At 38.8% G+C, this 14,162-nt stretch carries 12 protein-coding genes and 1 pseudogene; 9 read left to right on the top strand and 4 right to left on the bottom strand.

Annotated features, from left to right (window positions below):
• Window positions 1-165: 165 nt before the first annotated feature.
• The 4 genes and pseudogenes from ACPPVU_RS22250 to ACPPVU_RS22235 all read left to right on the top strand — a co-directional run.
• Complete coding sequence (locus tag ACPPVU_RS22250; protein ID WP_426668934.1) at window positions 166-792, top strand: DUF4136 domain-containing protein; 627 nt, start codon at window positions 166-168, stop codon at window positions 790-792.
• A 32-nt stretch (window positions 793-824) separates the two neighbouring features.
• Window positions 825-1,433, top strand: coding sequence for an outer membrane beta-barrel protein (locus ACPPVU_RS22245; RefSeq protein ID WP_426668933.1), 609 nt, complete (start codon window positions 825-827; stop codon window positions 1,431-1,433).
• A 279-nt stretch (window positions 1,434-1,712) separates the two neighbouring features.
• Entirely contained in the window at window positions 1,713-2,342 is a 630-nt protein-coding gene (locus tag ACPPVU_RS22240; protein ID WP_426668932.1) for a hypothetical protein, read from the top strand.
• A gap of 160 nt (window positions 2,343-2,502) precedes the next feature.
• A pseudogene (locus ACPPVU_RS22235) lies at window positions 2,503-2,748 on the top strand (DUF2252 family protein); the annotation flags it as partial.
• 43 nt (window positions 2,749-2,791) lie between these two features.
• On the opposite strand, the gene ACPPVU_RS22230 reads toward ACPPVU_RS22235, so the two are convergent.
• Window positions 2,792-4,405, bottom strand: a complete 1,614-nt coding sequence (locus tag ACPPVU_RS22230; RefSeq protein WP_426668931.1) for an ATP-binding protein — start codon at window positions 4,403-4,405, stop codon at window positions 2,792-2,794.
• Window positions 4,406-5,441: 1,036 nt separating this feature from the next.
• Between ACPPVU_RS22230 and ACPPVU_RS22225 the strand changes: the two genes are divergently transcribed.
• The 3 genes from ACPPVU_RS22225 (at window position 5,442) to ACPPVU_RS22215 (ending at window position 8,673) form a co-directional block, all read left to right on the top strand.
• Complete coding sequence (locus ACPPVU_RS22225; RefSeq protein WP_426668930.1) at window positions 5,442-6,260, top strand: helix-turn-helix domain-containing protein; 819 nt, start codon at window positions 5,442-5,444, stop codon at window positions 6,258-6,260.
• Between the two features lie 1,030 nt (window positions 6,261-7,290).
• On the top strand, window positions 7,291-7,710 hold the full coding sequence (locus ACPPVU_RS22220) for a hypothetical protein (RefSeq protein ID WP_426668929.1): 420 nt from the start codon (window positions 7,291-7,293) through the stop codon (window positions 7,708-7,710).
• Between the two features lie 735 nt (window positions 7,711-8,445).
• Window positions 8,446-8,673 carry a hypothetical protein gene (locus ACPPVU_RS22215; RefSeq protein ID WP_426668928.1) on the top strand — a complete coding sequence of 76 codons (228 nt, stop codon included), beginning with the start codon at window positions 8,446-8,448 and terminating at the stop codon, window positions 8,671-8,673.
• Here the strand turns inward: ACPPVU_RS22215 and ACPPVU_RS22210 are convergent, their stop codons facing one another.
• On the bottom strand, window positions 8,674-9,798 hold the full coding sequence (locus tag ACPPVU_RS22210) for a family 20 glycosylhydrolase (RefSeq protein WP_426668927.1): 1,125 nt from the start codon (window positions 9,796-9,798) through the stop codon (window positions 8,674-8,676). It abuts the gene before it with no gap.
• 237 nt (window positions 9,799-10,035) lie between these two features.
• Here ACPPVU_RS22210 and ACPPVU_RS22205 point away from each other — a divergent pair, with 237 nt between their 5' ends.
• Window positions 10,036-10,500, top strand: a complete 465-nt coding sequence (locus ACPPVU_RS22205) for a carboxymuconolactone decarboxylase family protein (protein WP_426668926.1) — start codon at window positions 10,036-10,038, stop codon at window positions 10,498-10,500.
• Between the two features lie 69 nt (window positions 10,501-10,569).
• Here the strand turns inward: ACPPVU_RS22205 and ACPPVU_RS22200 are convergent, their stop codons facing one another.
• Together ACPPVU_RS22200 and ACPPVU_RS22195 are read right to left on the bottom strand one after the other, a co-directional pair.
• Window positions 10,570-11,742 carry a M20 family metallo-hydrolase gene (locus tag ACPPVU_RS22200; RefSeq protein WP_426668925.1) on the bottom strand — a complete coding sequence of 391 codons (1,173 nt, stop codon included), beginning with the start codon at window positions 11,740-11,742 and terminating at the stop codon, window positions 10,570-10,572.
• A gap of 8 nt (window positions 11,743-11,750) precedes the next feature.
• On the bottom strand, window positions 11,751-12,296 hold the full coding sequence (locus ACPPVU_RS22195) for a GNAT family N-acetyltransferase (protein WP_426668924.1): 546 nt from the start codon (window positions 12,294-12,296) through the stop codon (window positions 11,751-11,753).
• Between the two features lie 261 nt (window positions 12,297-12,557).
• Between ACPPVU_RS22195 and ACPPVU_RS22190 the strand changes: the two genes are divergently transcribed.
• Window positions 12,558-14,057 (top strand): flavin monoamine oxidase family protein, encoded by a 1,500-nt coding sequence (locus ACPPVU_RS22190; RefSeq protein WP_426668923.1) that lies wholly within the window; start codon window positions 12,558-12,560, stop codon window positions 14,055-14,057.
• Window positions 14,058-14,162 lie beyond the last annotated feature (105 nt).

Below are 14,162 nucleotides of genomic sequence, written 5' to 3'. Positions count from 1 at the left end.
CTCAACATAAAAATAATTCTTAGTCGGAGCGGAGCAACAAAGTTTCGGCAAATGACACCCATTGCTGCTATCGATCCTTAGCAAAACTGAATATATAAATAGCTCCCGGATCAAGAATTGATCCATTTCAGTTAAAAACTCAAATACTATTTTAAATATTCTAATATGAAAAATCTTATTTTTTTAATGATGGTTGTCGCAATAGGATTTGCGTCATGCCAAAAAACGCCTGATTTAAGCCAGTTATCGTCTGATTTTGTTGTATCAACCAACCTGGATAAAAACGCATCATTTGGTAGCTATAAAACATATTTTATATCTGATACGGTCACCAACCTGGGAGGCAGCGGGGCCGATACAGTTTTGACTGACGCCGGCGCCCAACAACTTGTGACAACCGTAAAAAACAATATGGCGGCAAGGGGATATACCTTTGTTCCAAGACTCGCTCATCCAGACCTGGGACTAAAGTTAGGAGTAATAAAAGTTGTTAATGTTGAGGTCTTTTATCCTGGCTGGTGGGGTGGGTATCCCGGTTGGGGTTATCCCGGTTACTGGGGCGGCGGATATCCATATTATTATCCGTTCTCAACAGTGTATACCTATACCACGGGTACACTTATTTTGGATACTTATGATCTAAAGAACGCTACGACTACCCACCAATATGATGTTGTATGGAACTGCACAGCTTTTGGGGCCTTAGGTTCAAATTCCAGTGGTAATATCACAAGAGGGGTTAATGGAATTAACCAGGGCTTTATTCAATCTCCTTATTTAAAGGCTAATTAAATCAAATGTTTATTAACAAAAGATACATCGTCATGAAAAAATCAGCATATATACTCATCATATTATTAGGGCTTTGCAAATATTCACAAGCCCAAAGCTCAGCAACCAATCTGTTTTTTGTAGGTTATGAAGTGGCTATACCAACCAACAGCAATTATCTTACAAAGACCAGCTGGGCCGGCATGCGTTTCGATTACCGCTATATGATAAAACCAAATGTTTCTATTGGTATTGGTACTAGCTATAACTCTTTTAATCAATACTTTCCAAAGCAGACCTACCAAAGGGCTGACGGAACAGGATCTGTAACCAGCGATATGATAAGACATGTTTATACTGCTCCTATAACTGTAAGCGCACATTACTACTTTGAGGGTAACAGGTTAAAGCCTTATATAGGCATCGGATTAGGTACAGAATATGCAGAACAGGACGCATATTTTAATATTTATATCGTGCAAGCAACTAACTGGGGTTTTGTAGTAAGGCCCGAAGCAGGACTTACAGGAAATCTTGCCCGCAATGTCTCAGGCTTCCTGAGCGTAGCCTATAATTACGCAACCAACAGTGAGGATGCTTTTAAAATTAATCACTTGTCTCAGTTCCCAATAACAATAGGCCTGGTCTTTGCCGCGCCATAAATTCCTGGAACCATCAGCTATGAGAGTCTCAAAATGGATTATTTTAACATGCCTGATCAACTTTTTATTAGTTGTAATTGCTAATGCCAAGGAGGCTCCGGCTGGTAGAACGAGTGCGGAAGAACTTGCAAAAAAAATGTCGAATCCGGTGACTGCGTCGTCGGGCTTAAAACCAGATTTTGGGTTTAGGGGTGTTTTTACGTTAGTGTTTCCTAAAAAAACAGATAATTAGAAAAGTAAAAGTTAAAACATATTAATTAAACAATTAAATCAAATGTCATGAAAAATTTAAAGTATCGGAATTTAATGTTGATAGCAACATTGTTTATTTCAGCATGTGGGTCAACCACTTCAATAACGAGTTCATACAAAGCACCTGGTGTGGGCCAGATAGCATACAAAAAAGTATTTGTATCAGCGCTTACGGCGACCGCATCGGTTCGACAAACTGTTGAGAATAGTATCGCACAATATTTAGGTACAAAAGGAATAGCCGTGGTTAAAAGTACGGACGTATTCCCTCCGGATTTTCATTCAAGCGGGAATGATAAAGACAAGGATACTGTGCTTTCGAGGATGCGTGCCACAAATTGTGACGGCATCTTAACTACTGCACTCATCAATAAAGAAACCGAGGTTAGCTATGTTCAAGGCAGCGCTTACGGAGGCACATTTGGAGGATATTATCGTTATGGTTATGGCAGCTTCTATTCGCCCGGATATTATCAAACAGAAAAGGTATATTATATACAAACAAACCTGTTTGATGCCAAAACAGAAAAGCTGATTTGGTCCGCTCAATCCAAAACATATGAGCCGAGCTCATTAGAAGATTTTCTGCAAGGATATGAAAAAGCAATTTCAGAGCAGATGGTAAAAGACGGACTTGTAGCGCCAAGTTCTAAATAAACAAGTTTTAAATTGTTACTGGCGTCAATATTGTGATGAATAATATCAATAAATTTTTTATTGATATTTCCATTCATTAATGATTATGGTTGCCTAATGGATATCTATGCAAATTATTTAGTGGGCCAGAAGGGCGTGATTTTTATGTAAGGCAAGTGCCGGTATCGAAAATTTCACACCGGGCATACTGGCTAATTGTGCTTTATTATGCGGTTGGTCACTTGCAAAATCACACGCTAAAAGCGGGATGTCTCCGGAGATCACAGGTTACATTGGAAGCAACGATTCGTTTGCTGAAGCTGTTACAGATTTTGCTGCCGGATATGCAGATCAAAATGAAAAAGATTATTTGAAACTTCGCGAAGCGGCCGATCATAAATTAATCCCGGTACATAAAAGTGATTGACAGTGGCATTGATACGGATAAGGTTAAATTTTCTACTTCTGCTTTAGAAATTTGAATTGAAAGCCGGCTTCAGCGCCAGGTTGAACGAAAAAACAGACCCTTTTCCTGGTTCACTTTCAAGTGTGATAGTATTTCCATGTTGTTTAATAATTTCTGTGGCAATGTTTAGGCCCAATCCTGTTCCTGATATACGATCTTCATGAAAATGAAGCACCCTCTGAAATTTTTGAAATATCTTTAGTTGGTCATCCTTTGCTATGCCGATACCAAAATCCCTGATAGAGATTGTTGCAATATTCTTTTTTATGTTTTTACGATAAGTAATAATGATCTTATCAGCACGTGGCGAATATTTAATAGCATTGGTGATTAAATTAGTTAATACCTGGCCAATGCGAAATTTATCAGCATAAACATTTAATGACGAGTCTCCGGTTTTTTCAATGGTATGTGTGCCGTTTCCTGTATCTAACTCATCAATAGTTTGCTCAAGCAACTTTATAAAATCAAACGTTTCGGAATAAATGATCATCTTGCCATTGTTGATGCTGGATATATCAAGTAAGTTTTCAGCCAGTTTCAATAGCTTTTCACTCTGTTTTTGTATTCTTTCTGCATACAAATTAAAATTGGTGTTTTGATAAGCATCCTGTCTGGCTTCCTTTCCGATGAGTTGGGAATATGATTTAATGATCGTTATCGGTGTTTTTATTTCATGACTTGTAATGCTGATAAATTCATCCTTACTGCGCATCAGTTCAATATTGGCTTCCCTGTTTATTTCTTCATTTTTAAACCGCTCGCTGATATCAAGAATGGAACCGATAATTCTTACCGCCTGCCCAATCTCGTCCATAATCACAATAGACCTGATGAGTACACGAGCCAGTGTATTATCAGCTCTTTTGAATAAGAATTCTCCATCAAGGTTGAATGATTGCATGGCGCTTTTTATTTCGATAGCGGACTCGTCATTAAATCTGCTGCACCAAAAATCCAGGTCATAATGTGTTGCATTTACCGGCGGATAACCAAATAACATGCAGAAGCCGGCATTCCACCATATTTTATCTTGTTGAATTTCCCATTCCCACATCCCTTCCTGGGTTGTTTTTGAAAACCATTGGTTCCGCTCCCTTTCCTGTAATCCCCTTAAGCGCTCTTCAACTGCATCCATTACCGATGAAGCAAGTATTTTTAATACGGAGATTTGTTCTGTCGTCAAATCATGAGTTTTATAATCAAGCAGGGATAAGCAGCCAATGGCATAGCCGTCGTGAGTGAGAATTGGTGTACCCGCATAATAAGTATATGTTGGACGGACACCGGGAGACGATGGCGGCCAGTAATTGATCTCTTGAAGATTAGTGATGAAAATGTCGTTCTTGCCTTCAATAGTTTCAGCACAAATGTTCCCGTATCGTTGGCAATTTTCTATGTCACCTATGCCGGCGCTTGCTTTATAATATACTGTATCTTCTCCTACAAAAGCAATGATCACGCCCGGCATCCTAAAAATAAGAGCGGCCATCTGTACAAAATGGTCAAATATTTCTTCTGGAGCGGTGCCGGCTATTCTATAACTGGTAAGTGCATTGATACGTGATTTTTCATAATCCGGCCCAAAAACGGGATCAATAGTTTGTTTTTTTTTCATAAAGTCGAATTTTTCTGATGATGACAACTTTATCTGAAAAATCCATTTAAATATAGGTCGTTTAGCTACGGAACAGATGTGTAGACCAATATCCATATGTTGCAAGTTTTAATTTGATACACGATTGACAACCCGGATAATAATAATTGTTTAAAAAGATGAAATAATATTATAAATGCTTTCTTTTTATTAAAACGGTTTGTATATTTACTATTGATTAATGATACCCTATTGATTAAGTAAAATAGCCCAAGTGTACAGGTCTAGGTTAATTATAAATTATCGTTATAATTATAATTAATATGGAACTGTATTTTCTCCCGGATTGAGAGAAAAGCCTATTTATCCCCCCAAATAGATTTCACTTCCATTTATTGGTTTATGCGATGCCGGCAAATACTTGCTTGCATTTTAAACTGTCCATAATTATTTCAGCCACTATCTCAAATAATTAGATATCAAAGTAGTGTTCAACTAAAACAGGCTCAAAAGTGTCGTTCTTTATACTTAAATCATTTAGCATAGGCTGTCAGAAGTAGTTTATACTTTAAAAAACTTTGCATATTATAATACCCGATAAATTATAATATGAAGCAGGCCTATTGCTATTAAGTTATCACTGCACCTGAGTCCGTTTTTAATTTTTAAAAATAGACCTATGAATTTAAACCTATTACCATTTTTCTTCTTTTCAACCGGGTTGGCAGGATTGGGAGTATCAACTATCTTGATATCTTCGAGAAAACATTTATCACAAAACTTGTACTTAAGTTTATGCGTTTTTAGTTTAGCAATGTGCTCCGTATATAATTTTTGTTATACGGAGGGGGCACTAACCGATTTACCTTTTCTTTTTATTATTGCTAAATCTATCATTTACCTTGTTGCCCCATGCGCATACTTATATATACGTAATATTTTTTACCCCGATGATGTTTTCAGAAAATTTGACTGGGTACATTTTATTCCTTTCATACTAATCCTGCTGCTTCTGACCAACACAAGTTTGCGGAACCCGTCGTCGATTCAAAGAGCCTTGTCCGACAGTTCGGTCAATTGGTTCGTTAATACTTCACATGCCGATTTGTACTATGACCTGTCAATAGCCAAAAATCTTTTATGGATATTTTATACAGTATTGCAAAGCATATATATTATGAACTTTGAGCGGAAGAGAAGTCCGCATTTGCATTATAACTACAGATTACTTAACTGGGTAAAGATCTTTAATATTACTTTGATCGTTTTGTTTACTTCACTGCTTATTCAGCGAATCATTAATATTAGTTTTATCAGTCTTGATTTTGTGAATGATACTACTATGTCATTCATCCTATTGCTTACACTCACCTTTTTAATCTTTAATCCCCATATACTGTACAGTCTTGAACACACCAGTCTTAACTTAACTGATTATACCCGCCCTTTTACACGCGTGGATACGGATAATATAAATGATGAGGAATTGATTGTAAAGGTGCTTTTCAATACCAAAAAGAAAGACGAGTATCTGCTTATTTTAGATGACATAATTGTAAGAAACCGACCCTATCTGAATAAAGGAATAACTGTAAAAGATCTGGCAGATCAGACGGGAATACCTGCTCATCATCTATCCAACCTGATCAGCAGTGAGTTTGGGCTCCATTTTCAGGACTATATCAATTTAAAAAGGATAGAATATCTGAAAAATCATATTGATGATATTGAATGGAAGCGCCTAACCCTGGAAGGGATTTGCTGGGAAATAGGCTTTACCTCAAGAACTACCTTTTTCAGGGCATTTATCAAGTTTACCGGGGTTTCACCTTCAGAATATTTTAACGCCTTGAGAAAGAGCAGCACCAGTGCATAACAGGTACTTGTTTCATTTCCTTATAACGAGTTGTTCTACATTTAAAAATGCAACTGTTTTTTAAGTAGAACACTCGTTAAATTCAAAATTGTATAGTTGCTTTGTATTGTTTTACAGTACATTAAATAAGAGCACTTGAATTTAAGGATATGAAAAGCGAATCGATATTTTTTTTGGTTTCTTTTATTTCTCTTCAAATACCTTACGCCCTAAGAGTGCGCGCAAAAGATCCATTTGCATTAAACAGCGGTAAAGAAGGCTTACACATTTTCGCTGACTATAATTTTTATTTACCTGGCGAAAACCATCGTATTTATTGGGTACAGATTTTAACAGTATTGGTTATGATATATAAATTATGTGAACTAAAATATTACTAAACAGGAGTTAAGCATATTCAATATCAGGAGATGGCTAAAAAGAGATTCTATAGTAAATTTTTAATTAAGATCAAGCGGTTCCTTGCAATGTTGTATTTAATGTTGCCGGTTAAGACCGAGGCCAAAAATCCGGGTATGAGAGTAATTTACAAAAAAAAAAAAGCCCCGATCATAATCTGATAAAAGATGTTTTTTTAGCTACCGGAGACTCTGCAAGAATAGTTTGATACCTATTGTTTCAGTTTTAAATATGCACCAAAGCCATATCAAAAAACAGACTAATTTATTTGATAAGTATGTTCCTTTGTTTAGAAAAGCAATTGAAACATATGAAATCAGAATTGCAATATCCATATTGGCAGGTTGCTTTGCATACTTGATAAGTATACAAAAGGATTCGCAAATTAAGGGCTGATCGATTTCAAAATAAATTGAATTGTGAATACAGATTTTGCAACTAAAGGTATCAGTGACCTGTAGCGTAATATACCTATTGGCATAATTGTCATAATTTTAACCTGGTAGAAGTGAAGTTTTCTTCTTTAATGAAAAGTTAAGTGTGAAGCCGAAAAAATGTTGGAAGGTGTATAAATGAAGATAATCCAAGCGAATTGGAACATAGTATAAAAGTTATCGAAGCGGGAAGTATTATGAGGACTTTAATCAGTTATTTAATACTGGTATTTGCTATAAATCAAATTGCTTTGGCCCAGGTGGTGAGTCATCCAGGCGCAGGGTCGGCAGATGGCTGGCGGTTAATTGGTACAACTCAGGCCATGTCTACTGCAGATCATGACGGTATTATTGTGCAGGGGCCTTATAATAACTTCACAAGGGTAAAATTTAAAGTAACGAATGCCCCGCTTAGAATGGTAAAAATGGTAGTTACGTACGATGACGGAGCGCCCGATAATATAGAAATGCTTTTTGATATTTCACAGGGAGGGGAAAGCCGTGAAATTGCCCTGAGGGGTGCTGGCGAGCGTAAAATACGAAGGATTGACTTTTGGTATAACACTAAAGGGGCTGCAAATGGAAACGCCAATGTCTCTGTTTTTGGAATGAAATAATATAGAATGCCTAACCCCTATTTCAGATAGCTATAATGCCATACAAGTGACTCTAATACTTAATAATGTTTTACCAAGGCTCAATAAGGCTCTTTTCGGTGGACATAAGCAAGATGCCGACCCTTCAGATTAATTAAATACTGCAGCTGCCAGTTTTGAAAATGCAACGCCAGATTAAAATGGAACAGTATTTTTGCAGTTTCAAATTTTAATATGCTACGGCAAAAAAATCAAATTACTTCGCAATTTAAAATAATCCTACAAACTTTGTTGTGTGCTTAGTATTTCGTGGTAACTCTGCACATTTTTTTCATAGGTTGTTGGCCAGGCTCCAAAAAGCCTGGCTTTTTTAATTGCTCTGGACGGATCATGTGATCTTGCATAAAATTGTGAATGGATCATATGCAGGATTAGGTGGCCGTAGTTTCAATCCTGCCTTTGTAGAATTATTACCATATAACTATCTGTTGTTATTTAAGATTGTATCTGCATCCGATGACGCTTAGGTTCCATTTTTAAATGTGAAACAAAACTAAGCCTGATTATCGTGCATCTTGCCTGAAACAGTCTTTTATTTGAATTAAATATTGCATTGGCTGATATGTAAAAAAGCATCGAAGAATAGTGTTAAATCAGATTTTTCTACCTGAAAATATTAAAATGGAGAGGTAGTGGATGTTAAAGCGGCCAAATAGTGAACAGAAAAGAATAGATGGACAATAAAACATTAATATCATGAAACCGAAGTATTTATTTTACGTGATTCTCCTGGCTGTAATGCATTATGAAGTTGGCAGACTTATCGGTGACAGCCGGCCATCCGAAACGGATGAGTCATCTTATGAACAAAGCACGAAATTTACTCCCAGGGACAGCACCTTAAAGTTCCGGTCAGGACCAGAAGTGCGGGTTTTTAAATTACATAATAATCCCAAAAAGAAGTATAGATATAAGAATATATAATTATTTGGCGGCAGCAGCCTGATCTAATTTACCCATCTTGTCAAACATAACACGGAAGGTATTCCATGGCGTATTATCACTAACGGGCGAACCGGGCGTATTTGCATAATATCCGGTTAAAAACTGGGCGGGTGGCGACCATATTGTTTCTGCGATCCCATAAAAGCGGTATTTGAGCTCCCTGCTGGATAATGCTCTTGCGCGATACAGGTCTTCCACCTGGTTTAATGCTACCTGTGGCCGGTTCCAGGTACAGGTTACTACCCGGAACCCTTTTAGTGCGAAATAAACTGCCGTTTGGTTATCCTGATCGTATTGCCAATCACATATTACCACATCACGCGGTATCATATCAATGGCCCTGTAGGTATTGTTATAACTTGCTGCCCACATACCAATGCCGGTAGCGCGACCGTCTATCAGCCTGTCACCCCATATCCATAGCTCGCGGCCCTGTTCGGCAAGGTGATCGCGGATGGTTTGTACTTCATTAGCAAATAACACAGCTTTATCGCGGCCTCCACAGCGCGGGCATTTATCATCGCCCAAATAAAACACCTCATCCATACCCGCGTGGAAAGCTTTGGCTTCGAATACTTCCATCACTTCATCTACAATATCAAACACTATTTTATGTACACCGGGATGAAGCGGGCAATAACTTTTACAATAAAGGCCGTCAGCATTGGGCCATTTGTAATCTGCAGCAGCAGGCATCTTCACCCAGGGAGTTTCATCAAATTCAGGATATTTCTCCAATAATTTAGTGGTTTTGCTGGCCCACGATTGGTGTCCCAATAAGTTTATCTGCGGAATAATAGTAATGTTATTCTTTTTACAAGCCTCCACTATCTTTTTTACGTCGCTTTTTGACAGTGCTACTGAATCGCGTAATTCGGGATGACTCTTGTATTGGTAATCAAAATCGACGCGGAGCACCAGTGTGTTTACTTTGCGCGGAGCCAGTTCTTCATTAATAAATTTAATGAAATCTGCCAAACCATTGGGCCTGGGAGCTGCTATAATAAATCCCCGTACCTGGTAAGTGCTATCGGTTTGCTGGGCAAACACCTTGGAGCTAAACAAACTGATCAATATTAAAAGCAGGTAATTGTATTTTTTCATATCGCAATGGCGTTAACTGGTAAATCGAAAATAAGGTTGTACAAGTTAATGAAATGTCCATCTATCGAGAAACAATAATGTTGAGTAAAGGAAATTTTACGTGTGACGTAAATTATAATCCGATATTATTCATCAGGGAAGATGTAATTCAAATACAGGTCTAAAAAAGTTTCAACAACGTGTCCAGTTTTTGCAATCCCGATCTTCATTAAGATATAATTCAAATATTCAATAGTAATGGAACAAAGAATCAATCCTTATGAAAAAGGCCACAATAGTATGCGAGGTCTTTTTGGTTTATCATCAGGCCTGTCTAAATCGACAATCGAAAAATCACTGCAAGATTTAATCTCCTTCAGGGTGTCACAAATTAATGGATGTGCCTATTGCCTTGATATGCACTCAAAAGACTTGCGGGCAGAGGGTGAAACCGAGCAGCGTCTTTATATGATGGATGCATGGCGCGAAACGACTCTTTATACTGAACGCGAACGCGCTGCATTTGCCTGGGCCGAAGCAGTTACAAAACTTACTGATAAGAATGTGCCAGATAAAGTTTATGAAGATGCCAGGAAGCAGTTTTCTGATGAAGAGATAGTCGATCTGACTTTGGCAGTTATTGCCATTAATAGTTTTAATCGCATTAATGTTGCTTTCCGTGTACCGGCAGGAAATTACGTAGTAGGTATGCATGCTGTTTAAGTAGAATAGCATAAAAAAAGCGGATAACTGTAATGTCATCCGCTTTTTTTGGCGTAGATATAGGAGTCTTCAGTTATTAATATGCTTCATCCCATTTTTATATTGATTGGGATTATTGATCAGCGTTAGCGGTAATGAATCCAGTAACTTGATATAAAGACTGATCCCTTTTTTGATCTCCTCCAAGAAAACAAATTCATCGGATGAATGAGATCTTGCTGAATTGCCGGGGCCAATTTTAACTGATGGAATGTTTAACCATGCCTGGTCTGATGATGTTGGCGAGTGATAAGTTTTGCAACCGATGGCAATGCCCGTTTTAACAATCGGATGATCGGTCGACACCGATGAGGCACCTAATGAACCCGGGCGCGCCGTAACTTCTACCGAGGTATTCTTTTTGATAACATCTAGTATTTGCTGTTGGGTATAAGCATCATCGTGGCGTATATCCACCGTAAACTCGCATTTTGCAGGTACAATATTATGCTGCGTTCCCGATTTAATAACTGTAATAGTCATTTTAACAGGTGTTACGCCTTTTACTAATTGCGGGAATTGGTAGTCTCTAAACCATTCCAGGTCTTTCATGCATTTATAAATGGCATTATCTCCCTCTTCACGGGCAGCATGACCGGAACGCCCGGTGCAAACGCAATCAATTACCAGGTTTCCTTTTTCTGCAATAGCCATCTGAAGCAGGGTTGGTTCGCCAACAATACCCAGCTCAAGTTTACCTAATAACGGGAGGATTGATTTGATGCCATTATCGCCGGAATTTTCTTCTTCAGCGGTAGCGGCGAGGCAAAGGTTAAAACCCAGACCCTGATAACTGTAAAAGTGCAGAAATGCCGCGATCAACGCCACAAGACAACCGCCGGCGTCATTACTGCCCAATCCAAAAAGACGGCCATTGGCTATTTCAGGACAAAAAGGGTCGTTGGTATAGCCTTCGTTTGGTTTAACGGTATCCAGGTGCGAGTTAAGTAAAATGGTAGGTTTTGCCGGGTCATAGTACTTATTGTAGCACCACAAATTATTGCCTTTCCGGTTTGTTTTTATGGAATAACTGGCCAGGTATTCCTGAACCAGGTCCGCTGCTTTATCTTCTTCCCCACTGAAAGAGGGGGTTTTGATCAATTGTTGCAGCAACGATATCGATTCGCTAAAATGCAGGCCATCTAATTGCAGGCTTTCTTTTACTCCGAAAATGCCCGATCTTGCTTTTATTTCTTTAATCATAACAATAATCAGTTTACGTTTGGATCAAACAACATGGCGGTGCAAAGACAATTGCACCGGTTTTTACTTTGCAACACATCGTAGTTAACGCAGCTTTTACAACCTTCCCAGAAAGTGGATTCTTGTGCCACCTCTGAGTAGGTAACAGGTTCAAAACCCAGGCGGGTATTTAATTTCATAATCGCCAGTCCGGAGGTGATGCTGAATACTTTTGCCAGCGGATATTTATTCCTGGATAGTTCGAATACTTGTGTTTTAATTTGAGAGGCGATACCCTGGTTGCGGTATTTGGGTGATACGATCAATCCGCTGTTCGAAACAAATTTTTCATTGTCCCAGGTTTCAATGTAGGAGAATCCGGCCCATTCGCCATTTTCTGTTACGGCAACTATGGCTTTGCCGGCATCGATTTTTTCTATGATTGAGGCTGCTGATCTTTTGGAAATTCCGGAGCCTCTTGCTATTGCGGAACTTTCCATTTCGTGAATAATCTGGTCGGCAAAGACCACGTCAGCCGGGATGGCCGACCTTATAATAATTCGTTCATCTTCCATTTTTTTGGTTTCATTTCAGTTAATCTCTATGTTTTTTCGATTAGCTGTATTTTCTATCATGCCAAAAGAATGCCTATTCATTCATTAAGGGGCGAATTAGGTGTTTAAACCGTTTAAATAGAGGATTTATTTTAAAAGAGCAGAAAAGCAAAAAGAATTGCCTCTCAATTTGAGAGGCCTTTTATCAAATTAATCTGCTTTCGGAAAACAACACATTTAATTTTATATTGCATCAAAGAAATCTCATCACCAGCCAACCACATGAAGAAAATAAAAAGAAGAACGTTTATTAGAAATACGCTTATTGCCGGAGCAGGTACTATTATAGTTCCGCAAGCTTTGTTAGCAAAGGGGACCGAAAATTTAAACCCTAACCCGTCTGATGAGACGGCATCGGCAACCGGTAAGAAGATCATTGTGGCGGGAGCGGGTATTACAGGCCTTTGCTGTGCTTATGAATTGATGAAGGCCGGGCATGATGTGGTTGTACTGGAAGCATCGGGCAGGTATGGAGGGCATGTGTTTACAGGTCGCGATGGCTTATCGGATGGCCTATATGCTGATTTTGGCGCAGACCATATTACAAAACCGGGCTATGAACGATTTTTTGATTATGTTAATGAATTTAACCTGACTGCCATTCCTTATCCTAACGCAGAAGGCTCACAAGCGGCTTATGATAAGGATGCACTTAAAATGATAGGTGGTAAGTTTTATACAGCTGAACAGTTAAAAGATCCGGCTGTGCTCATCAAGTTTGGCTTTAATGATAAGGAAGTTCAGTTCCTGTCGCAAAATCCTATGCATGCTTTGAGTTCATTTTATCTTAAACCATACCTGGGCAAATTTACCGACCCTTATCAGCCATTTGGCGTGGACTATGATGATTTTGATAAAATACCTATTGCGGATATCTTCAAAAAGGAAGGTGCTTCAGCAGCAGCATTACGTTCCCTTGGCGGGAATCATACTTCTGCCTTATATTATTTATGGCGGATGGCCATCATGGATTTCCGGGGTATACCATCATCCGAAGGGGAGACTTTTCATTTAAAAGGCGGTAATGAACAATTGCCCATAGCATTCGCTAAGAAATTGGGCAACCATGTAAAATTGAACCATCCCATTACTGCCATTAAACACAGCAGTACAGGAGTGACGGTTACTTACAAAGCTTATGGCGTTGATGAGGAAAAGCAAATGGATGCAGATGTGCTGGTTAATTGTATCACGCTGCCCGTATTTAAAAATATCCCGGTAACGCCTGCTTTATCGCCCGGAAAGCAATATGTAGTGGATAATATGGCTTACTCTTCCCATCCTTTTTATGTATTTGAAGCGAGCACTAAATTTTGGCTCGACGATGGGTTCAAAAGTATCAATATGGAATTTGAGCACCCGGATATATCATCTATCTGGCTGGAAACAAACCAGGTTGATAGCAGCCGGGTTATTTTAAAGGCATTTGGTCCCGGCGGTATTTCTGCACAACGTGTTTTGGCTGCTTTCAGGCAGGTATATCCTGGCAAGCATAATACAATAGAACAAGCCCTGACATTCGATTGGACTAAAGATAAATTTGCCCCTGCATGCGAAATGGAGCCTTTCCCGATAGGTGAGATGCATAAATTTTGGCCGCAACTGATGATGCCCGAAGGAAGGATCTATTTCGCGGGTACTTATGCCGATAACTTGAGTCGTGGTATGGAATCCTGTATCCGCTCGGCACAACGTGTGGCAAAAGAGATCGATAAAATATAGTACATTTCGGATTTTTCGCTATTGTTTGTTTTTTAAGGGGCTCAAGAGGGCTTCGCCGTTTCGGATGTTCGATTTCGGATTTATTTCACCTCTTTCCCTCTTTTC

The organism is Mucilaginibacter sp. McL0603 (assembly GCF_049992945.1).
GTDB lineage: Bacteria > Bacteroidota > Bacteroidia > Sphingobacteriales > Sphingobacteriaceae > Mucilaginibacter.
This window is presented reverse-complemented; position numbering and strand designations above follow the sequence as displayed.

Bases quoted from the DNA above. Each gene is read 5' to 3' on its own strand.
- ACPPVU_RS22250 (WP_426668934.1), top strand. From the start codon at position 166: ATGAAAAATCTTATTTTTTTAATGATGGTTGTCGCAATAGGATTTGCG.
- ACPPVU_RS22245 (WP_426668933.1), top strand. From the start codon at position 825: ATGAAAAAATCAGCATATATACTCATCATATTATTAGGGCTTTGCAAA.
- ACPPVU_RS22240 (WP_426668932.1), top strand. From the start codon at position 1,713: ATGAAAAATTTAAAGTATCGGAATTTAATGTTGATAGCAACATTGTTT.
- ACPPVU_RS22230 (WP_426668931.1), bottom strand. From the start codon at position 4,405: ATGAAAAAAAAACAAACTATTGATCCCGTTTTTGGGCCGGATTATGAA.
- ACPPVU_RS22220 (WP_426668929.1), top strand. From the start codon at position 7,291: ATGAGGACTTTAATCAGTTATTTAATACTGGTATTTGCTATAAATCAA.
- ACPPVU_RS22215 (WP_426668928.1), top strand. From the start codon at position 8,446: ATGAAACCGAAGTATTTATTTTACGTGATTCTCCTGGCTGTAATGCAT.
- ACPPVU_RS22210 (WP_426668927.1), bottom strand. From the start codon at position 9,798: ATGAAAAAATACAATTACCTGCTTTTAATATTGATCAGTTTGTTTAGC.
- ACPPVU_RS22205 (WP_426668926.1), top strand. From the start codon at position 10,036: ATGGAACAAAGAATCAATCCTTATGAAAAAGGCCACAATAGTATGCGA.
- ACPPVU_RS22200 (WP_426668925.1), bottom strand. From the start codon at position 11,742: ATGATTAAAGAAATAAAAGCAAGATCGGGCATTTTCGGAGTAAAAGAA.
- ACPPVU_RS22195 (WP_426668924.1), bottom strand. From the start codon at position 12,296: ATGGAAGATGAACGAATTATTATAAGGTCGGCCATCCCGGCTGACGTG.
- ACPPVU_RS22190 (WP_426668923.1), top strand. From the start codon at position 12,558: ATGAAGAAAATAAAAAGAAGAACGTTTATTAGAAATACGCTTATTGCC.